Genomic DNA, 20,905 nt, shown 5'->3' with positions numbered 1-20,905 from the left:
GGCAGCCGACAGGGGGCACGCGAGGCGCGTATCTTCGACGGCATTGCCGAACGACGAGAGGGGGACGCGATGACGATCAGAGATCGCCTCGAACAGATGGTGGGCGAGCCGCCGATGGTGTTCGGCGAGCCGATCGACACGGCAACCGGAACGACCATCATCACCGTCTCTCGCGGCGGTGGCCTCCTGCGGCACCCGTGTCCGGTCGGGCTGTTCGTCATCCACGAGGGACGTGCGCACTGGACGCCCGCGATGGACGCCAATCGCATCGCTCAACTCGGCGAATGGATCGGCCTGCTCACCGCAGTCATCGCGGCGCTGGCGATACTTCGCCGCCCACCGTGGCCGGACCTACGCCGCCGGATCCACTGAGCCCGTACAGCGCGAGCGTTTCGAACCGCTGCCACGCCTGCGTGGGCGGTAGCGGCGCGGTCGGCTCGATCACCGTGCCGAGCACGCCGAGCAACCCATACGACAGAAACGCGATCGTGCCGGCGGGCTGCTCGTCGAGGAGCTCACCGACCAGTTCGGCGACACATCGCTGGTAGGCGCGCACGACGGTGGCGGTCGCTTTCGGCCCGATCAGCGGCCGATACACCTCGGGATACTGCGCGGCGAGATGGAACATCACGCGCAGCGGCGCGAGCGCGGAACCCGGCGTGGTCGTGCGGATGATCTCGCGACGCAGGAATTCGGTGCAGCTCACCAGCAGCAGGTCGTCCTTGTCGCGGTAGTGCGCATAGAAGGTGGACCGTCCGACGTCGGCGCGAGCGATGATGTCGCGCACGGTCACCTTGTCGTAGCCGCGTTCGATCATCAGCTCGATCAACGCCTTGTGCAGCGTGTCCCTGGTCCGTCGAACCCGGCGGTCAGGGTGCTCGGCCATCGCTTCCTCCCGCACGGTTTCCCCGGATCTGTTCGGTAACGGACACCTCGGGCGATTGTGCTCCTGGTGACGGGCGCGGCGGCGCCCGACCATGAACTCATGTCCCGAAATCAGCTTCTCACCCCCATGTTCGTCGACGATGCCGACACGGGCCTTGTCATCGCAGGCCTGCGTCGCTACAACCTGTTCACTGCGATGTTCTTCCTCGGCAGGCATCGTCGGCTGCTCGCCGAATTCGTCACGCTCTCCGGTGTGCGCCGTGGTGCTCGCGCACTCGATATCGGTTGCGGTCCCGGCAAACTCGTCCGAGCGCTCGGCGACGCGGTCGGACCGAACGGTGCCGCCGTCGGCGTCGACCCCTCGGCCACGGCGGTCGCAGGCAACAGCGACCGGGATCGCGCCACGCACCATCGCTACGTGGTCGGCCCGGCGCAGTCGCTGCCCCTGGTCGATGCCGAATTCGAGGTTGTCACCTGTACTTTCGTCATGCACCACATTCCCGAGTCGCAGCGTGCCGCCGCGATCGCGGAGATGTGGCGGGTATTGCGGCCGGGCGGGCGGCTCCTGCTCGCCGACGCCTCACCCGCACCCCGGATGCGGAAAGTGCTCGCACTGTTCCTCGGCCGCGGTGGCGATCCGTTCGCCGACGCCGACATCCGCCACTACACCGGGCAGGTCGAGGCGGTCGGCTTCACCGAGCTCACCTACACCCAGAGCCGTGACCAGACGGGCATCCTGACCGCGCTGAAACCGGTCGCCCACCACTGATCTCGGCAACCTGTCGGTGCCCTCGGCTAGGGTCGATCTCGACACGATCACCAATCGAGCACGGGGGTGCGGCATGGAGTTCGATCAGCGCGAAATCGAAGCGCGGGAGTTCGCCCTCGCGGCGCACGGTGACCAGCGCTACGGCGAACATCCCTACATCACCCACCTGACAGCCGTTCGGGGTGTCCTCGACGACTTCGGCTACGGCGGTGAACTCGGCCTCGCGGCCTGGCTCCACGACGTCGTCGAAGACACCGCGGTCACCGCAGAAGATGTCGAATCCCGTTTCGGCCGTGAGGTTCTCGATCTGGTGTGGGCGGTCACCGGAATCGGCCCCGACCGCAAGGCGCGAAACCAGAACGCCTACACCAAGATCGCCGCCCACCCCAGGGCCGTGATCCTCAAACTCGCCGACCGCACCGCCAATGCCGAGGCCAGCCCGCTCGCCAGCAGCTGGATGGGCATGTACCGCACCGAACACCCCACCTTCAAGGCCCACCTCGGCGGACTACTCGCCGACGACCCCACCGTGGCCCGCATGTGGGAGCGCCTAGACCGCCGCCTCGACCCCTCGGCGGCCCCGCCCACCGATCAGTGGGCCGAGATCGACCAGCTGGTAGCGGCGGGCGAACACGAAAAGGCCGTCGCCGCAGTACGAGCAGCCTTCGATTGTGATCCCGGCGAAGCAGAATTGATCCTCGCCGAGCGCGCCTGAAGCGAGGGCCGACGGCGGTGGGTGGGCGTCTCGGCCGGGCGAGTGTGGCCGGCGCGAACCTGAACTTCTACTGGCCCACAGCGTCTGAAATCCGGTCGTGTGCTGACCGTCGGGCGGTCTGAATCAGGCCGAGGGACGTCCGGAGCTGCTCGGCCGGTCTACCGCGAGCAGCTGGCGGGCAGCAGCGACCGCGAGCTCCTCGTCGAGTTGTTCGTGGCCGGATTTGCCGCCCCCGCCGGGCCCGCCGTCGTCAGCGATCACCCGTCTGGCCGACAGGTGGATCCCGTCGACGCCGATCCGATGTAGAGCGGCGATGTCACCGACGGTGATCCCGCCGCCCGCCATGATCTGGATGCGCCCAGCCGCGTGATCGACCATCGCGGCGAGTTCGCTCAGACCCTGCGCGCAAGTGGCTGCCCCGCCTGAGGTGAGCACCCTGGTGATGCCACCGGCGACCAACGTGTCAAGCGCGGCCTCGCGGTCGCGGATCTGATCTATCCCACGATGAAAGGTCAGCTCTATGTCATCGACAGGAACATCATCGAGAACACGGATCAGCCCTTCGCTGTCGACCTGGTGGTCAGGGGTGAGCGCGCCGATCACGAGGCCGGCAGCACCAGCCGAAACCGCTGCTCGCGCATCAGTATTCATCACCGCCAGCTCGCCGTTATCGGCGTACACGAAGCCTCCGGCCCGGCACCGGATCAGCACGTGGACGGGAATCCCGGTTCCCACCACCGCCTCGATTGTCCCGATGCTGGGCGTCAGCCCACCCGTACTACCCAGCGCCGCACACAATTCCACTCGATCCGCCCCGACGCGGCGAGCGCCGAGCGCACCCGCCACGTCCTGCACGGCGAACTCGAGCGCGGTCACGTCAGAACGACTGCCAGGCAGGCTTGTTCGCCAGCGCGTACTTGTAGTAATCGGCCAACTTCAACTTGCTCGCCGCGGCTTCGTCGATCACCACCGTGACATGGCGATGCCACTGCATGACCGAGGCCGGACAGAACGCCGACAACGGTCCTTCAGCGGCGGCGGCGATCGCATCGGCTTTGCCCGCACCGAGCGCGATCATCACCAGATGCCCGGCCTCGTTGATGGTGCCGAGGCCCTGGGTGAGCACGTGATGCGGCACATTTTCCGGCCCGTCGAAAAAGCGCGCGTTGTCCTTGCGCGTCTGCTCGGTGAGCGTCTTCACCCGCGTGCGCGAGGTCAGCGCCGACCCGGGCTCGTTGAACCCGATGTGCCCGTCGGTGCCGATCCCCAGCAGTTGCACGTCGACCCCACCCGCCGCGGCGATGGCTGCGTCATACCGTCGACCTTCACCCGCGACATCACCCGCCTCCCCGTTCGGGCTCAGCACCCGCGCGGGATCCAGGTTCACATGGTCGACGAACTCCGACCTGATCACCGAGAAGTACGACTGCGGATGCTCTTTCGGCAAACCCACGTACTCGTCGAGCAGGAAGGCGCTCGCGGTGGCGAAATCCAGCTCACCCTCGCGATAGCGGCGCGCCAGCTCCTGATAACTCCCCAGCGGCGACGACCCGGTCGCCAAGCCGAGGATCGCGTTCCCGCCTGTCACGTAGCCGCCGACGATATCGGCGACCGTGCTCGCTACCTCGTTTTCGTCAGCCCGGATCACGATTTCCATCAGATTCCTTCCGTTCCGGCGACGAGCACCCGCCGCGGCCGCAATGACTGGTCGGTGACAAGAATGTCGGCACGTGCGCCGACGGTGAGACTGCCGCGTTCGCCGTCGAGGCCGAGTACGCGAGCGGGAGTACGTGTCGCGGAGATGACCGCGTCGGACAGCGGTATGCCCGCATCGAGGACGGTCCAGCGCAGCACGTCGACGAGCCGAGCCGTGCCGCCCGCGATCGCCCCGGGCGAACCGTCGTCAGTGGCGAGCCGGGCGACACCGTCGTGGACCTGAACATCGAGCGCACCGAGGCGGTAGTCGCCGTCGCTCATGCCCGCTGCCGCCATCGCATCGGACACCAGCGCGATCTGATCCGGCCCGACGGTATCGAACACCATCGCCACCGTCGCGGGTGCCAAATGCACACCGTCAGCGATCAATTCGACCACCATCTCGCCGCGCCCGGCCGCGGCGAGGCAGGCGGCGACGGGTCCGGGGGAGCGGTGATGCAGGGCGGGCATCCCGTTGAACAGATGGGTAGCGGTGATCGGCCCACCACGAGCCTCGGTGATGCGCGCCGCGGTGGTCGCGGCATCGGCATCGGTGTGCCCGAGGCTCGGCAGCACATCGAGTCGGTGCATCGCGGCCAGCAGCTCGTCGAAGTGTGCGGTCTCGGGGGCCAATGTCATCGACCGCACGGTGCCGCGTGCCGCCGCGTAGATCCGCTCGAACAACGCGGGATCGCCGGGAATGATCGCCGCGGGATCCTGTGCCCCACACCGGCTCGCATTGATGAACGGCCCCTCGAGATGCACCCCGAGCAACGCCCCGTCCTCGACCAGACCGGCCAGCATCGCCGCCTGCGCGACCAGCACGTCCGGTTGATCCGACACCAAGCTCCCCATCAATCCGGTGGTGCCGTGCTCTCGATGATGCGCCGCCGCAACCCGAGCACCCCGCGCATCCGCATTGGGAAACCCGAACCCGGCGCCACCGTGGCAGTGCAGGTCGATCAGGCCCGGAAGGACCAGATTATCGCGCGGTGCCGGAAGTCGTTCAGGCGCAGGATAATTTGCGGCCGCACCGACCCAGGTGATCAGGCCCGCGTCGAATTCGACGACACCGTCGGCGATTTCACCCACCGCCGTTCCGGCGAGTCGACCGCGCACGAATCCCATCACCACGAAACCTTCCTCCTACCGGCAACGATCGAGGGCCGCCGCCGGACACCACACCGCGCTCCGGCCGTCGGCCGGACCGCGTCCACAACAACCCTTTTCACGCCCGCCCGATGATCGCCGCGACCGCCTCACGCCCCACCTGCGGATTCTGGGCCGCGCACGCCGCATCCGCGCCATCCTGGCACCGCTGCATATCCACCGCGGCCAATGCCGCCCGCACCGCGGGCAACGCGGGCACCGACATCGACAAGCTCGTGACTCCCAGCCCCACCAGCACTGGCGCCAACGCCGGATCCGACGCCGCCTCGCCACACACCCCGACCGGCTTACCCGCCGCCGCACCGGCCGCACCGACCATCGCGATCAAATCCAGCACCGCGGGCTGCCACGGATCGAGCAGATGCGCGAGCCCGCCCGCCATCCGATCCACCGCGCACGTGTACTGGCTCAGATCGTTGGTGCCGATGCTGACGAAGTCGAGATGCGCGAGCAGATCGGCGGCACGCAACGCGGCCGCCGGGACCTCGATCATCGCCCCGACCTTCGTCAACCCGGATTCGCGTGCGAGCGAGGCGAATCCGGCGGCCTCGTCCGCGGTGGCGACCATCGGCGCCATCACCCACAGATCGGCCCCGGTCACCTCGCCCGCCCGGGCGAGCGCCGTGAGCTGCGTGGCGAGAGTCTCCGGAAACACCGTGCCGATCCGCAACCCGCGCACACCGAGTGCCGGATTCTCCTCGGTACCGAGATCGAGAAACGGCAGCGGCTTGTCCGACCCGGCATCGAGGGTCCGCACCACGACTCGTCGTCCGGCGAACTGTTCGAGAACCGCTGTGTACGAGGCGGTCTGTTCGTCCAGCGATGGCGCGGACGCCTTCCCGAGATACATGAACTCGGTGCGGAACAGTCCCACACCCTCACTGTCGGCCGGCCCCGCTCTCACCGCGTCATCGACGGTGCCGATATTCACCAGCAGATGTACCGGCGTCCCGTCAGCGGTATGCCCGGGCCCGCTGGCCGCCGCGATTCGCGCCTTGTCCGCGGCGGCCTGCTCGACAGCGGCCCGCTGATGCTCAGGATTCGGATCGATCACGACTTCACCGGTCATGCCGTCGAGCAACACCGGCGCGTCATCGACGAGCCGATCGGTATCGGGACAGTTCACCACCGCGGGCAAGGCGAGGGACTTCGCGAGAATCGCGGTGTGGCTGGTCGGCCCGCCCTCCGTGGTGAGCAACCCGACCACATCGCTGTCACCCAGCATCGCCGTATCGGCGGGCGCGAGATCCCGCGCGACCAGCACGAACGGATACCCCGGCTCCGGAATGCCCGGCATCGGCAGCCCGAGCAGCACCGCGACGGTCCGCCCGCCGATATCGCGCAGATCGGTCGCCCGCTCGGCCATGTACCCGCCGAGCGCTTCCAGCTTCGCGCAGAACCCCTCGAACGCGAGGTGCACCGCGTGCGCCGTCGGCATCCCGGCCGCCAGTTCCTGCTCGGTGGCGGCGACGATGCCCGGATCACGGGCCATCGTCGCCGACATCGAAAGGATCTCCGCCGCGACACCACTCACGCGTGCGGCCCTGGCTTGCATCTCCTCGGACACGTCACCGAGCGCATCCTTGACCCGCGCCAGCTCCTCGGCGACCGAGCCGCCGACCGGATCCTGTGCCGAGGTCTCGAGCTGCGATCCGAACCGCAACCAGGGCGCGCACACCACGCCCGGACTCACGCCGAGGCCACGGATCACCTGTTCCGGCATCAGGCGGCGTCCAGATCCGAGGCGATGAGTTCGGCCAGCTGGTCCAGCACCGCGTCGGCACCCTCGGCATGCAGGGTCACCTCGGCTCCGTGGCCCGCGCCCAGTGTCATCACCGCGAGCACGCTGGCCGCGTCGACCGGTTCGCCACCTCCCACCGAAATCCGCACCGGCACCCCCGCGGCCTGCACGGCCCTGGTGAGTTTCGCGGCGGGCCGCGCGTGCAGCCCCACCTCGGATCCGACGATGACGGTGCGGGTTGTCATGGCCTCACTCACCTTCCAGCTTCTTGTCCAGCTTCGTTTCGGCTTCGGCAACCGATGGTGCATCGGTTCGAGTATCTTCCGTGGCGGTGACGGCAGCCTCCGCTTCGGCCACGGCCGCGTCGGGCGCGCCGACCTCGACATCGGTTTCCGCCTCGCGACCCGGCGTCCGCAGGTTCCACTTCTTGATCACGAAGCTGAAGAGCACGTAGTAGATCACCGCGTACCCGAGCCCGATCGGGATCAGCATCCACGCGTCGGTCGCCTTGCCGAAGTTCAGCAGATAGTCGATCGCGCCCGCGGAGAACGTGAATCCGTCATGGATGCCGAGCGCGTTCACCAGCGCCATCGACGTGCCCGTCAAGAGCGCGTGCACCACATACAGCGGCCACGCCACGAACATGAACGAGAACTCCAGCGGCTCGGTGATGCCGGTGACGAACGCGGTCAGCCCGGTGGACAGCATGATGCCGCCGACCAGCTTCTTCTGCGACGGACGCGCATTGCGCCAGATGGCCAGCGCGGCGGCGGGAAGCGCGAACATCATGATCGGGAAGAAGCCCGTCATGAACGTGCCCGCGCTCGAATCACCGGCGAAGAAGCGGTTGAGGTCGCCGCGCACGAGCTGGCCGGAGGCATCGGTGTAATCGCCGACGAGGAACCAGACGGTGGAGTTCAGGATGTGATGCAGACCGGTCGGGATGAGCAGGCGGTTGGCCGCGCCGTAGATACCGCCACCGACGACCGAGTTGTCCGCGACGGTCTCACCCACCCAGGTGAGCGCGGAGTTGAACGCCGGATACAGAAACGCCATGCCGACGCCGACGACCAGGCCGGTGACCGCGGTCAGGATCGGCACCAGCCGCCTGCCGTTGAAGAAGCCGAGAAAATCGGGCAGCTTCGTGCGATAGAACCGCTGCCACAGCATGGCCGACAGCAGACCCATCACGATGCCGCCGAGGACGCCGTAGTTGATCAGCGCCTGCGCGCCTTTCGGGTCGGTCTTTCCTTCGAGCACGATCGGTGACATCGCCTTGAACACGCCGTCGATCACCATGTACCCGACCACCGCCGCCAGCGCGGTCGACCCGTCGGCCTTCTTGGCCCAGCCGATCGCGATGCCGACGGCGAAGATCAGCGGCAGCCAGGTGAATACGGCCTGCCCGGCGGCCGAGATGACCGAAGCGGTGCTCTCCAGCGCGGAGAAGTGGCCGAGGAGATCGTCCTGGCCGACGCGCAGCAGGATGCCCGCCGCGGGGAGTACCGCGATCGGCAGCATGAGGCTGCGACCGAGGCGCTGCAATCCCGCGAACACCTTCGATTCTTGTTTGGCGGTGTCGGTAACGGCAGTCATGTCGACCTTCTTCGTGCCGGCTTCCCGGCGGTCTCGGCGAGGGAGGACCGGCTTGCCCGCCGATCCGGGTTAACTGTTGTGAACCGGTGTCCCCAACGGGTACTGTCCGGTCATAACCAGTTGCCAGTTTGACCAGGTGGAGGTCGGATGTCAACCGCTGAATATGATGTGGCGCACATTCGAGACTCCCATACTGGTACCGGCAACCACCGCCGAAAGGGAGAACATATGTCCAAAGCGGAAGCGATCGTCGCCGGCCTCGGCGGCGCGGACAACATCGTCGAGATCGAGGCGTGCATCACCCGGTTGCGCACCGAAGTGAAGGACGGAAGCAAGGTCGACGAGGCCGCGCTCAAGGCCGCGGGCGCGCACGGCGTCCTCAAGTCGGGCTCGGTCGTGCAGGTCGTCGTCGGCCCCGAAGCCGACACCTTGGCCGACGACATCGAGGACATCCTGTGAGCGTCCCGGTCATCGCCCCGCTCCCCGGCAAGGTCGTGGCCCTGTCCGAGGTCCCCGATCAGGTCTTCGCCGAGCAAATCGTCGGCTCCGGCGTAGCGCTAGACCCCGACCGCACCCGCGGCACCCTGATGGTGACGGCCCCCATCGCCGGCAAGATCCTCAAACTCCACCCCCACGCCTTCGTCATCCTCGGCCACGGCGTCGGCGTCCTGGTCCACCTGGGCATCGACACGGTCAAACTCAAGGGCGAAGGTTTCGAACTCCTCGCCACCGAAGGTGACACGGTGGAAGCAGGGGCCCCCATCGTCACCTTCGATCCGACGGAAATCGCCGCCACCGGCTACTCGGTCATCTGCCCCGTCGTGGTGATGGACTCGGCCAAGGACTCGGTCCGCACCGACACCATCGGCACCACCGTGGACTCCGGCGGCCTCCTGTTCGACTCGCCGTAGCTGCCTGACCGGCTGCTGAACCTTTCGGCGCGCCGACCCGTAGTCCGTTTCAGCGGGTCGGCGTCGATTCGTGTCGCATCAGCGCAGGAGGTTGACCGGTGAGTGCGGTGGAGCAGACCAGTGAGCAGTTCGCCGAGCGGTTGTTCGGCGCCGCGCTCGGGGCGATCGACATTCTCGCGGTGCATCTCGGAGATCGGCTCGGCTGGTATCGGGCGTTGGCTGCGGGTGGGCCGGCCGATGCGGGTGAGTTGATCGCGCGGGCGGGTGGGGATCGCCGGTATGCGCAGGAGTGGCTCGAGCAGCAGGCGGCCACCGAGATTCTGACGGTGACGGCGGATGGGCGGTTCGCGCTGCCGGACGGCGCAGCGGAAGTCCTCACCGACCCGAAAAGTCTCAATTATCTTGCGCCACTGGCTCGTATGCTGGTGGGCGCCGCAGCCCAGATGCCCGCGCTGGTACGCGCTTATCGCGACGGCGGTGGAGTCGGCTGGTCCGAATACGGCGCCGATATGCGCGAATCACAGTCGGACATGAACCGCCCCTGGTTCGAACAGCGTCTCGCCACCGATCTCGCCGGAGTCGCCGATGTGCACGCCCTGCTCTCGCGCCCCGATGCCAAGGCCGCCGACATCGGTTCCGGCGGCGGCTGGTCCGCGATCGCGCTGGCCCGCGCCTACCCCGAGCTGACCGTCGACGGCTACGACATCGACCAGCCGTCGGTCCGGATGGCCACCGAGAACGCCGCCGACCTCGGCAACCGAGTCCGCTTCCACCAGGCCGACGCCGCCACCGACCTGCCCGAATCCGCCTACGACGCGCTGTTCGCCTTCGAATGCTTGCACGACATGCCACACCCCGTCGAGGTGCTGACCTCGATGCGCAAAGCCCTGCGTCCGGGCGGTGCGGTGATCATCATGGACGAGGCCGTCGCCCCGGAATTCACCGCACCCGCGAGCGACATCGACCGCCTGATGTACGGGTTCAGCCTGCTGGTCTGCCTGCCAGACGGCATGGCGCACCCCGACTCCGCCGGCACCGGCACCGTCATGCGCACCGCGAAGCTGGGGGAGTACGCCGACAAGGCAGGTTTCACCGCCGTGGACATCCTCCCGATCGAGGACTTCGGATTCTGGCGCTTCTACCGGCTCACGGTCTGATCGGCCAGCTGCTCGGTCTCGACCGTCCAGCGCCTGGCGAGGTCGTCGAAATACCGCTGGCTGCTCCACAATCGGTAGTTGCCGATCACGTAGACCCGCCGCCGCGCCCGCGACACCGCCGCGTTGAGCACATTCGGATTCGTCGCCGCCCACCGTCGCGACCCGCCCGCGGCCGGCGATGTTCCCAAGATCAGCACCACAACCTCGGCCGAATTGCCGTGCATCGCGTGGACAGTCCCCACCTGCCGCTGCGCGAACTCCGCGCCGAGCACCTCACGCGCGACCTCCTGCGCGCCATCGGCGACATCACGGAACGGACTGACCACACGGATTTCGGCCGCGGACACCCCGTCCTCGGTCACCCGCGTGAGCAACGCGGCGAGCGCTTCGCCCTCACCAGGAATCCAATTGCCTTCGGCCCGTGCTGATCTGACGTCGATCCATTGATCGTGCCCGGGGAACTCCGGCCGATCCGGCGTGCCGAACACCAGCAGATCATCGTCATAGGCAATGTGATGGGTGAGCTCGAAAATCGGTCTGTCACTGCGCCGGTGGACTCGCAACGGCGTGCCGACCCACACCGGCGCGACCGAATCCGATGGCATCAGCCACGTCCCGTACCGCACCCCGCGATCAGCCGCCTGGCGTGCCGACGCGTGATCGGGCATCCACTCCGCATCGAGCCCGTACTGCTGCACCAGCGCTTCCTGGGCCGAAGTGGGCAGCGCCCCAACAGGTCCCAGCTGACGATGATCACCGACGATCACCGCCCGCCGAGCCCGCCACAACCCACCGGCCACCGACTGCGGTGCAGCCTGCCCGGCGTCGTCGACGAACAGCCATCCGAGTGCCTCGGACCCCAGCCCGGCGAACAGCCGGGGCAGCGCGGTGAAGGTCGTCGTAATCATCGGCACCGCCAAGAACAGCGTCTGCCACGCCGCCGCGACGGTCTCCGGCCTCGGCGCGGCCGCGAGCTCACCCCGGATCAACGCGATAGCGACGATCAGATTGTCGCGAACCCGTGGCGCCGCGTTGAGCAAGAACGCGCGATGCAACTTCAACGCCGACAGGAACAGCTCACGTCGCGCGCTTGCGTACTGATCGTCGGCCCACGGATTACACAGCTGGAACTGCTCGTCGTCACCTGCCACGTCACCGAACGGGATTGTGCGCGACCAGTTCTCGCGCCCGCGCTCGATAACATCCAGCGCCGCTGCCCGCCGCTGCGTCAACTCGACGTGCTCACGAATCAGCGTGCGTCCGTGCTCGGCCGCCTCGGCCCACTGTTCCCGCGTGTATTCGACCTCGGTCTGGCGCCGTCGCACATCCGCCTCGGCGATATGTCGTTCCCGCAGCAACTCATTGCTGCGCGCACTCCACCGCCGCCCCGCCCGGAACCCCGTCGACAGCGACGCCACGAACCCGGGCTTGCGCGCACCGTGCTCGCTCAGGAACTTGCCTGCCCGGTGATGCGCGGCCTGCGCGGCACGCAGATGTTCGGTCGCCAGCTGATGGCGTTCCCGCCAATGCGCGTGTGCGTCATCGGCATTGGCGATCTCGACTGCGGTCGACTGCAACCCCGCGTTCATGGTGGGCAGGTCGGCGACCGCATCGGCGACATCCTGCCGCTCTTGGGCCAGCCTGCGCACCTCGGCGCGACGAGTGGTGAAGTCCCGCACCGCGGTCGGCCAATCCGGAATCGAATCCGGGTCGGCCTCGGCCTGTTTGAGGATGTCGAGCATCCCGCCGTTCGGTGTCCCGGTCTTGCGCTCGGCGGCGAACCGATCCCCGAACCAGAACTGTTCGGCGAACGTCCGTCGCGTTTCGCCCAGCGCCGCGGCGACCAAGCCCCACGCGGGTGCGCCACCGACGAGTTCGGCCAGGTCGGTGAAGTGATTGAGCTCGCCGTCGATCGCGCCACGATGCTGGATCTCGGCGACCACATCGGCCGCGGTGGCATCGCTGCCCGTCGCCAGCACCACTTCGAACCCGGTCACGCTGTTCGCCAATCGGTGCGCGCCCACCGTGTAGTTCTTCGCCACCTGAACCTGTTCGGTGACCCCAGCGAACACCGCCATCGGGTCATCGAAGGCGGCCAGCTGCGCGGCCCGCTCGACCAGAATCCCGGCCAGCAGGTCTCGCAGCATCGTCGTCGTTCCGGTGCCCGGCGCACCGTGCACCGCGAAAATACCGGCGCTGTCACGCAATTCGGACAGCGCGCGATCTACGGCGAACTGCTGTCCCGACACCAGCGGATCGCCCGGCCAGCGACCGTCCGGAATGAGTTGGGGGAGTAGTCCTTCGACTACCGCGTCCTGTCGCCGTCGAACATCGATCCGGCCGTCGACAGGCAGCGCTTCGGCCGCCATGAGGTAGTCCCGCAGCGCCGCACCGATATCGCCACGTTCCACCGCCTTCGCGAGCTCGGCAAGGTCCGGCCCCAGCCCGCTGTTGAGCCGATCCTCGGCGGCATCGCTGTCCGCATCACGCGCCGCGACCTGGACGCACGCCACCCGCACGCCACCGGCCCGCAGTTCCGATCGAATGCCCAACGCGGCACACAGTTCGCCGGTGAAGGTGTGCAGGTCGCGACCGGTCAACCGGGGCGCATCGACAATGTCCTCGTCATCCGCGATCGCGAACCGTTCGGCGAAGGCCAACGCCGACATTCCGGCAAGCCCCGGCGAGATGACCCCATCCGCACCCGCCGCGATCAACGAAGCCGCCACACCACGGCCGGCCATATCCAGCGCACGCCACCGCGGCGCCGGACCCAGATGTTCGGTGCCGGGCTGCGGCTCTCGCGTGAGCATGTCGAGCGCGGCGGTGAACGCCGCCGAATCATGGTCGAACCCGTCGGCCCAGCCGATATCGCCGGGCCCCGGCGCTCGCAACCGATTCACCGCCCACGCCAACCCCGACAACCTCGCCGAACCACCGACAATCACCCCGCTGTCGGTCAGCGTCACCGCGAAAGCCGCTGTGGTCCCGGCGCGTCGAGCGTCGGCCTCGAGCTGATCCTCACCGAATGTGCGCACCAGCGCTTCCCGTGCGCGCCCCACCTCGAACAACCCGCCGTACACGACGAACTGCCACACCCGCCCGGCCTTCAACGCGGGCAGCGTGGCGAGGTTCTCCCACGGCGCGAGGTCATCCGCCGCGAGATCCACCACCGGTCCGTCGGTCTCGACGTCCGGCACAAGCTGTGGACCGAACAACTCCACGGTCTGCCAGAAACGCACGAGCCGCGCGGCGTGCTCGGAACCGCCCACGATGCACCCCAATCCGGTCGGCCATCATTGCAGACAACCCCGATCACGGTACGCGATCCGGATTCCTCTGGCACGCCACCCCGATGGTCCCGCCTGGCGTGGCGAGACCATCGGCGCTGGTCCTACAGTCGCGGCAAGCACCCCGCCGCCCGCAACCGACCCGCCAGCGAACTCGAAACCAGCGCGCCCGAGCCGCTGCCGCCGCCGAGAGCCACCAGTACATCCCCACCCAACCCGGCTCCGAACGAGCACCCGAGCACATTGATGTCGATGAAGATGTTCTCCTTCGGCTCCGGCTCCGCCACAGCAGAACCCGCTCCGACCACAGCCCCGGCGACCACTGCCAACGTGATCGCAGCTGCCTTGATGATGCCCACTTGTCCTCCTCGATCAGCGCAGTACATACCGACGAACAGGGTTGACCGCCCTGATCGCCCGGAAACCCTCGACCCCCTCGCTCCGGAAATCCCTGTGACCCGTCGACCTTGCGCCGCGCACGCTGGGATCATGGACAACTCGGCCCACGCCGCAGACCAGTTCGTGCCCGCGAGATGGCGCCAGTTCGTCGCCTCGCTGCGGTCCAGGCGCGCGATCAGCGCAGCAGCATCTCCGCCACGGCCTTCGGTGCTGCAAGCCATTCACGAACGTTGTTGCGTACCTCGGTGACCCGCCTGCACTCGCAATAGGCGACCACCCCATCGGCCTCGATACCCGCTGCCCGGCACAGCGCCACCGCACGGGGGAGGTGCTGATACTGGCTTACGATGATCGCCCGGTCGACGCCGAACATCGACCTCGCCCGCTCACAGGTCTCCCGAGTGGACAGCCCAGCACCATCCGACTGAATAATGGCCGGGTCGATGCCGTGGTCGAGTAGATAGCGCGTCATCGACGCGATCTCATCGCCCGACGAGCCGCCGGCATCCCCGGACAGCAGAATCTCCTTGGCCTTGCCCGTTTCGGCCAACTCGATCGCCACATCGAGACGTCCCCGTAGATAGGCCATCGGAGTTCCGTCCGGCGCGACCCTGGCACCCGGGATGATCACGACGGGTGCGCTGGGCGCGGCCGCCACATCACTTCTATGGCCGGACGACAAAATCCACATCGCTATGTTCGCCCCGGCCGTCACCAACACGAGGCCACCCGCAAAGACAAGTCCAGCCCGCGCTATGCGACGCAACCGCCGACGCTTCCCGCTATGTTCGCCCGCCATAGGCCCTTTCATACATGAACACTGCGAAAATATCCCCTGACTAGGGGATTTGACATTGCAAATGTCGACACGTAACTTTATTCCAGTCAGAGCGACACGGACACCGACTCAGCCGCCCAGCGGCCGGGACACGAGGTAGGACGATGAGCGCCTGACTGACTGCGTGTTCAGAGGAACTCGGATCGGATTTGCTTCCGGCCGGTTGTCTGAGCTAAGTTTGAACCCTTGCCTCACCGAAACCCCTACGAGATGTTGCGGGCAGAAGTGTGTGCGTGTGTTCTTTGAGAACTCAATAGTGTGTCGATGAATGTCAGTGCCAATATTTATATTGGTTCCAACTTCTCCGTACCCCCCGGTCGGTAGGAAGTTGGACATTGAAAAACAACAGCGAAATTTTTTGCTGGTGTTTGGCTTTGCTAGGTTTTCGGACTCTAGTTTAGATATTTCTGATTTACTCCTTCGGGAGTGAGTTAAGAGTCTTCAACGGAGAGTTTGATTCTGGCTCAGGACGAACGCTAGCGGCGTGCTTAACACATGCAAGTCGAGCGGTAAGGCCCTTCGGGGTACACGAGCGGCGAACGGGTGAGTAACACGTGGGTGATCTGCCTTGCACTTCGGGATAAGCCTGGGAAACTGGGTCTAATACCGGATATGACCCTGGAATGCATGTTCTGGGGTGGAAAGATTTATCGGTGCGAGATGGGCCCGCGGCCTATCAGCTTGTTGGTGAGGTAACGGCTCACCAAGGCGACGACGGGTAGCCGACCTGAGAGGGTGACCGGCCACACTGGGACTGAGACACGGCCCAGACTCCTACGGGAGGCAGCAGTGGGGAATATTGCACAATGGGCGAAAGCCTGATGCAGCGACGCCGCGTGCGGGATGACGGCCTTCGGGTTGTAAACCGCTTTTGACAGGGACGAAGCGCAAGTGACTGTACCTGTAGAATAAGGACCGGCCAACTACGTGCCAGCAGCCGCGGTAATACGTAGGGTCCGAGCGTTGTCCGGAATTACTGGGCGTAAAGAGCTTGTAGGCGGTTCGTCGCGTCGTTTGTGAAAACTTGGGGCTCAACCTTAAGCTTGCAGGCGATACGGGCGGACTAGAGTACTTCAGGGGAGACTGGAATTCCTGGTGTAGCGGTGAAATGCGCAGATATCAGGAGGAACACCGGTGGCGAAGGCGGGTCTCTGGGAAGTAACTGACGCTGAGAAGCGAAAGCATGGGTAGCAAACAGGATTAGATACCCTGGTAGTCCATGCCGTAAACGGTGGGTACTAGGTGTGGGGCTCCTTCCACGGACTCCGTGCCGTAGCTAACGCATTAAGTACCCCGCCTGGGGAGTACGGCCGCAAGGCTAAAACTCAAAGAAATTGACGGGGGCCCGCACAAGCGGCGGAGCATGTGGATTAATTCGATGCAACGCGAAGAACCTTACCTGGGTTTGACATACACCGGAAACCTGCAGAGATGTAGGCCCCCTTGTGGTCGGTGTACAGGTGGTGCATGGCTGTCGTCAGCTCGTGTCGTGAGATGTTGGGTTAAGTCCCGCAACGAGCGCAACCCTTATCTTATGTTGCCAGCGCGTAATGGCGGGGACTCGTGAGAGACTGCCGGGGTCAACTCGGAGGAAGGTGGGGACGACGTCAAGTCATCATGCCCCTTATGTCCAGGGCTTCACACATGCTACAATGGCCGGTACAGAGGGCTGCGATACCGCGAGGTGGAGCGAATCCCTTAAAGCCGGTCTCAGTTCGGATCGGGGTCTGCAACTCGACCCCGTGAAGTTGGAGTCGCTAGTAATCGCAGATCAGCAACGCTGCGGTGAATACGTTCCCGGGCCTTGTACACACCGCCCGTCACGTCATGAAAGTCGGTAACACCCGAAGCCGGTGGCCTAACCCTTGTGGAGGGAGCCGTCGAAGGTGGGATCGGCGATTGGGACGAAGTCGTAACAAGGTAGCCGTACCGGAAGGTGCGGCTGGATCACCTCCTTTCTAAGGAGCAATTCTCCGGCTCGGTGGTCACATAGGTGACTTACTGGTCGGCAGAGACAGTTTCGGAAGCAATCGTTTTCCGGCTGGAGCTCATGGGTGGAACACTGACAGCTTTCATCGCATACAGCGTCGGCTCAGTCCGATGCTGCGATGGGTATACCGACACACTATTGGGTCCTGAAAGAACACGCGAGTGTCTTTCAAGGCAAAACAAACGATCTGGAGAGATCTTCCTAGATACCGCCGGCCGTAAGGTCGAGTTGGTCCGGGTATGAGGTCACTTCGGGTGTGTTGTTTGAGAACTGCACAGTGGACGCGAGCATCTTTGTTAGTAAGTGTTTAAGAGCGTACGGTGGATGCCTTGGCACCAGGAGCCGATGAAGGACGTAGGAGGCTGCGATAAGCCTCGGGGAGCTGTCAACCGAGCTGAGATCCGAGGATTTCCGAATGGGGAAACCCAGCACGAGTGATGTCGTGTTACCCGCATCTGAATATATAGGGTGTGTGGAGGGAACGTGGGGAAGTGAAACATCTCAGTACCCACAGGAAGAGAAAACAACAGTGATTCCGTGAGTAGTGGCGAGCGAAAGCGGATGAGGCTAAACCAGTTAGATGTGATAGACGGCAGTCGTTGTCTAGCTGGGGTAGTGGGAACATTCTTCTCAACTCTGCCGAGTTGAGCAACAGTCAGAAACCGTTGTGTTAGTTGAAGTGGTCTGGAACGGCCCGCCATAGACGGTGATAGCCCGGTAAATGAAAACTCAACGGCTGTTGTGGATGTCTCCCGAGTAGCAGCGGGCCCGTGAAATCTGCTGTGAATCTGCCGGGACCACCCGGTAAGCCTGAATACTCCCTGGTGACCGATAGCGGACTAGTACCGTGAGGGAAAGGTGAAAAGTACCCCGGGAGGGGAGTGAAATAGTACCTGAAACCGTGCGCTTACAATCCGTCAAAGCCTTCGCAACTTGTTGTGTGGGGTGATGGCGTGCCTTTTGAAGAATGAGCCTGCGAGTCATCGGTGTGTGGCGAGGTTAACCCGTCGAGGGGTAGCCGTAGCGAAAGCGAGTCTGAATAGGGCGAACTCTAGTCGCACATTATGGACCCGAAGCGGAGTGATCTACCCATGGCCAGGGTGAAGCGACGGTAAGACGTCGTGGAGGCCCGAACCCACTTAGGTTGAAAACTGAGGGGATGAGCTGTGGGTAGGGGTGAAAGGCCAATCAAACTCCGTGATAGCTGGTTCTCCCCGAAATGCATTTAGGTGCAGCGTCACGTGTTTCACATCGGAGGTAGAGCTACTGGATGGCCTAGGGGGCCCACAAGCTTACCGAAGTCAGCCAAACTCCGAATGCCGGTGTGTGAGAGCGTGGCAGTGAGACTGCGGGGGATAAGCTTCGTAGTCGAGAGGGAAACAGCCCAGATCGCCGGCTAAGGCCCCTAAGCGTGTACTAAGTGGAAAAGGATGTGGGGTCGCTTAGACAACCAGGAGGTTGGCTTAGAAGCAGCCACCCTTGAAAGAGTGCGTAATAGCTCACTGGTCAAGTGATCCTGCGCCGACAATGTAGCGGGGCTCAAGTACACCGCCGAAGCCGCGGCATTCACACAATAACCCGTCCAATCCTTTGGGGTTGGGCCAGGTGTGTGGATGGGTAGGGGAGCGTCCTGTGGCCGTGGAAGCAGCAGTGTGAACTAGCTGTGGAGGCCACGGGAGTGAGAATGCAGGCATGAGTAGCGAAAGACGAGTGAGAAACTCGTCCGCCGAATGACCAAGGGTTCCTGGGCCAGGTTAATCCGCCCAGGGTGAGTCGGGACCTAAGGCGAGGCCGACAGGCGTAGTCGATGGACAACGGGTTGATATTCCCGTACCCGTGTATCCGCGCCCAATGCTGAATCAGTTGTGCTAACTGTCCAAATGTTGTCTTACTGAGCCTTCGGGCGAGGGGGATGACGGCTGCACAGGACCCCGGCTGTAGTAGGTAAGCGATGGGGTGACGCAGGAAGGTAGCTGGGCCAGGTGATGGAATACCTGGTGTAAGCGTGTAGGGCGTTGTGTAGGCAAATCCGCACAACATGTAGCCTGAGACGTGATGCGTACCCGTTGAGGGGAATTCAGTGATCCTATGCTGCCGAGAAAAGCCTCTAGCGAGCTGGTACACGGCCCGTACCCCAAACCGACACAGGTGGTCAGGTAGAGAATACTAAGGCGATCGAGAGAACTGTGGTTAAGGAACTCGGCAAAATGCCCCCGTAACTTCGGGAGAAGGGGGACCACATCTGGTGACGGAATTTACTTCCTGAGCTGGGTGGGGTCGCAGAGACCAGAGAGAAGCGACTGTTTACTAAAAACACAGGTCCGTGCGAAGTCGTAAGACGATGTATACGGACTGACGCCTGCCCGGTGCCGGAAGGTTAAGAGGACCGGTTAGCCTGTCATGGGCGAAGCTGAGAATTTAAGCCCCGGTAAACGGCGGTGGTAACTATAACCATCCTAAGGTAGCGAAATTCCTTGTCGGGTAAGTTCCGACCTGCACGAATGGCGTAACGACTTCTCTGCTGTCTCAACCACAGACTCGGCGAAATTGCATTACGAGTAAAGATGCTCGTTACGCGCGGCAGGACGAAAAGACCCCGGGACCTTCACTATAGCTTGGTATTGGTGTTCGGTACGGTTTGTGTAGGATAGGTGGGAGACTGTGAAGCTCGGACGCTAGTTCGGGTGGAGTCGTCGTTGAAATACCACTCTGATCGTATTGGACTTCTAACCTCGGACCATGATCTGGTTCAGGGACAGTGCCTGGTGGGTAGTTTAACTGGGGCGGTTGCCTCCCAAAATGTAACGGAGGCGCCCAAAGGTTCCCTCAGCCTGGTTGGCAATCAGGTGTTGAGTGCAAGTGCACAAGGGAGCTTGACTGTGAGACTGACAGGTCGAGCAGGGACGAAAGTCGGGACTAGTGATCCGGCACCGGCAAGTGGAAGCGGTGTCGCTCAACGGATAAAAGGTACCCCGGGGATAACAGGCTGATCTTCCCCAAGAGTCCATATCGACGGGATGGTTTGGCACCTCGATGTCGGCTCGTCGCATCCTGGGGCTGGAGTAGGTCCCAAGGGTTGGGCTGTTCGCCCATTAAAGCGGCACGCGAGCTGGGTTTAGAACGTCGTGAGACAGTTCGGTCTCTATCCGCCGCGCGCGTAAGAAACTTGAGGAAGGCTGTCCCTAGTACGAGAGGACCGGGACGGACGAACCTCTGGTGTGCCAGTTGTTCCGCCAGGAGCACTGCTGGTTGGCTACGTTCGGAAGGGATAACCGCTGAAAGCATCTAAGCGGGAAGCCTGTTCCAAGATGAGGTTTCTCTCCCACTTGATGGGTTAAGGCCCCCTACAGACCATGGGGTTGATAGGCCAGAATTGGAAGCCAGGTAACTGGTGTAGGTGACTGGTACTAATAGGCCGAGGGCTTACTACAAAGGTGTTACGCGTCCACTGTGCGGTTTCTGAAACAGCACACAGATCACTGAGACAACAATGGGTTGTCCGGGCTTTCCCGTGAGGGAGGGTTCGGGTTTCTGGTTGTGGCTCTCTGTGTGACAGTTTCATAGAGTTACGGTAGTTATAGCGGTGGGGAAACGCCCGGTCCCATTCCGAACCCGGAAGCTAAGGCCACCTGCGCCGATGGTACTGCACTCGACAGGGTGTGGGAGAGTAGGACACTGCCGGAACATCATTGCGAAAGGCCCTCCAACTTCGGTTGGAGGGCCTTTTTGCGTTCCGTGACAACTGGTTT

Annotated in this window: 16 protein-coding genes and 3 rRNA genes; 9 read left to right on the top strand and 10 right to left on the bottom strand. The window is 64.2% G+C overall.

The window, feature by feature from the left end:
* Positions 1-69 precede the first annotated feature (69 nt).
* The gene (locus tag ACTWPB_RS27310) at positions 70-372 is read left to right on the top strand and encodes a hypothetical protein (protein ID WP_446223354.1); all 303 of its coding nucleotides are present in this window, start codon (positions 70-72) and stop codon (positions 370-372) included.
* On the opposite strand, the gene ACTWPB_RS27305 is transcribed toward ACTWPB_RS27310, so the two are convergent.
* On the bottom strand, positions 308-886 hold the full coding sequence (locus ACTWPB_RS27305; RefSeq protein ID WP_446223353.1) for a TetR/AcrR family transcriptional regulator: 579 nt from the start codon (positions 884-886) through the stop codon (positions 308-310). The two genes, ACTWPB_RS27310 and ACTWPB_RS27305, sit on opposite strands and share 65 nt — an antisense overlap.
* A gap of 99 nt (positions 887-985) precedes the next feature.
* Here ACTWPB_RS27305 and ACTWPB_RS27300 point away from each other — a divergent pair, with 99 nt between their 5' ends.
* Both ACTWPB_RS27300 and ACTWPB_RS27295 read left to right on the top strand, forming a co-directional pair.
* Positions 986-1,654: a methyltransferase domain-containing protein gene (locus tag ACTWPB_RS27300; RefSeq protein WP_446223352.1), complete on the top strand. Its 669-nt coding sequence runs from the start codon at positions 986-988 to the stop codon at positions 1,652-1,654.
* Between the two features lie 73 nt (positions 1,655-1,727).
* Complete coding sequence (locus ACTWPB_RS27295) at positions 1,728-2,369, top strand: HD domain-containing protein (RefSeq protein ID WP_446223351.1); 642 nt, start codon at positions 1,728-1,730, stop codon at positions 2,367-2,369.
* 123 nt (positions 2,370-2,492) lie between these two features.
* On the opposite strand, the gene ACTWPB_RS27290 is transcribed toward ACTWPB_RS27295, so the two are convergent.
* From ACTWPB_RS27290 to ACTWPB_RS27265, 6 genes are all read right to left on the bottom strand, one after another.
* On the bottom strand, positions 2,493-3,245 hold the full coding sequence (locus ACTWPB_RS27290; RefSeq protein WP_446223350.1) for a copper homeostasis protein CutC: 753 nt from the start codon (positions 3,243-3,245) through the stop codon (positions 2,493-2,495).
* A gap of 1 nt (position 3,246) precedes the next feature.
* Complete coding sequence (gene nagB, locus ACTWPB_RS27285; protein ID WP_446223349.1) at positions 3,247-4,026, bottom strand: glucosamine-6-phosphate deaminase; 780 nt, start codon at positions 4,024-4,026, stop codon at positions 3,247-3,249.
* Positions 4,026-5,192, bottom strand: a complete 1,167-nt coding sequence (locus ACTWPB_RS27280; RefSeq protein ID WP_446226503.1) for an N-acetylglucosamine-6-phosphate deacetylase — start codon at positions 5,190-5,192, stop codon at positions 4,026-4,028. Before ACTWPB_RS27280 ends, nagB begins: the two co-directional genes overlap by 1 nt.
* A gap of 100 nt (positions 5,193-5,292) precedes the next feature.
* Positions 5,293-6,957: a phosphoenolpyruvate--protein phosphotransferase gene (gene ptsP / locus ACTWPB_RS27275; RefSeq protein ID WP_446223348.1), complete on the bottom strand. Its 1,665-nt coding sequence runs from the start codon at positions 6,955-6,957 to the stop codon at positions 5,293-5,295.
* Positions 6,957-7,220 (bottom strand): HPr family phosphocarrier protein, encoded by a 264-nt coding sequence (locus tag ACTWPB_RS27270; protein ID WP_446223347.1) that lies wholly within the window; start codon positions 7,218-7,220, stop codon positions 6,957-6,959. The genes ptsP and ACTWPB_RS27270 overlap by 1 nt, the downstream gene beginning before the upstream one ends.
* Before the next feature lie 4 nt (positions 7,221-7,224).
* Complete coding sequence (locus tag ACTWPB_RS27265; protein ID WP_446223346.1) at positions 7,225-8,571, bottom strand: PTS transporter subunit EIIC; 1,347 nt, start codon at positions 8,569-8,571, stop codon at positions 7,225-7,227.
* A 228-nt stretch (positions 8,572-8,799) separates the two neighbouring features.
* Here ACTWPB_RS27265 and ACTWPB_RS27260 point away from each other — a divergent pair, with 228 nt between their 5' ends.
* The 3 genes from ACTWPB_RS27260 to ACTWPB_RS27250 all read left to right on the top strand — a co-directional run bounded on the left by ACTWPB_RS27260 (position 8,800) and on the right by ACTWPB_RS27250 (position 10,639).
* Positions 8,800-9,030, top strand: coding sequence for a glucose PTS transporter subunit EIIB (locus ACTWPB_RS27260; RefSeq protein ID WP_056821036.1), 231 nt, complete (start codon positions 8,800-8,802; stop codon positions 9,028-9,030).
* Positions 9,027-9,482 (top strand): PTS sugar transporter subunit IIA, encoded by a 456-nt coding sequence (locus ACTWPB_RS27255; RefSeq protein WP_446223345.1) that lies wholly within the window; start codon positions 9,027-9,029, stop codon positions 9,480-9,482. The genes ACTWPB_RS27260 and ACTWPB_RS27255 overlap by 4 nt, the downstream gene beginning before the upstream one ends.
* A 98-nt stretch (positions 9,483-9,580) precedes the next feature.
* Complete coding sequence (locus tag ACTWPB_RS27250) at positions 9,581-10,639, top strand: class I SAM-dependent methyltransferase (RefSeq protein ID WP_446223344.1); 1,059 nt, start codon at positions 9,581-9,583, stop codon at positions 10,637-10,639.
* Here the strand turns inward: ACTWPB_RS27250 and ACTWPB_RS27245 are convergent.
* From ACTWPB_RS27245 to ACTWPB_RS27235, 3 genes are all read right to left on the bottom strand, one after another.
* The gene (locus ACTWPB_RS27245; protein ID WP_446223343.1) at positions 10,621-13,911 is read right to left on the bottom strand and encodes a DEAD/DEAH box helicase; all 3,291 of its coding nucleotides are present in this window, start codon (positions 13,909-13,911) and stop codon (positions 10,621-10,623) included. The genes ACTWPB_RS27250 and ACTWPB_RS27245 overlap by 19 nt on opposite strands.
* 122 nt (positions 13,912-14,033) lie before the next feature.
* The gene (locus ACTWPB_RS27240) at positions 14,034-14,288 is read right to left on the bottom strand and encodes a hypothetical protein (RefSeq protein ID WP_446223342.1); all 255 of its coding nucleotides are present in this window, start codon (positions 14,286-14,288) and stop codon (positions 14,034-14,036) included.
* Positions 14,289-14,503: 215 nt separating this feature from the next.
* Positions 14,504-15,049 (bottom strand): SanA/YdcF family protein, encoded by a 546-nt coding sequence (locus ACTWPB_RS27235; RefSeq protein WP_446223341.1) that lies wholly within the window; start codon positions 15,047-15,049, stop codon positions 14,504-14,506.
* Positions 15,050-15,607: 558 nt separating this feature from the next.
* Between ACTWPB_RS27235 and ACTWPB_RS27230 the strand changes: the two genes are divergently transcribed.
* From ACTWPB_RS27230 to rrf, 3 genes are all read left to right on the top strand, one after another.
* Positions 15,608-17,124 (top strand): 16S ribosomal RNA (locus ACTWPB_RS27230).
* Between the two features lie 329 nt (positions 17,125-17,453).
* Positions 17,454-20,587 (top strand): 23S ribosomal RNA (locus ACTWPB_RS27225).
* 136 nt (positions 20,588-20,723) lie between these two features.
* Positions 20,724-20,840 (top strand): 5S ribosomal RNA (gene rrf, locus ACTWPB_RS27220).
* Together the 16S, 23S and 5S rRNA genes form the textbook arrangement of a ribosomal RNA operon.
* Positions 20,841-20,905 lie beyond the last annotated feature (65 nt).

It is taken from the genome of Nocardia sp. IBHARD005, from assembly GCF_052814245.1.
This window is presented reverse-complemented; position numbering and strand designations above follow the sequence as displayed.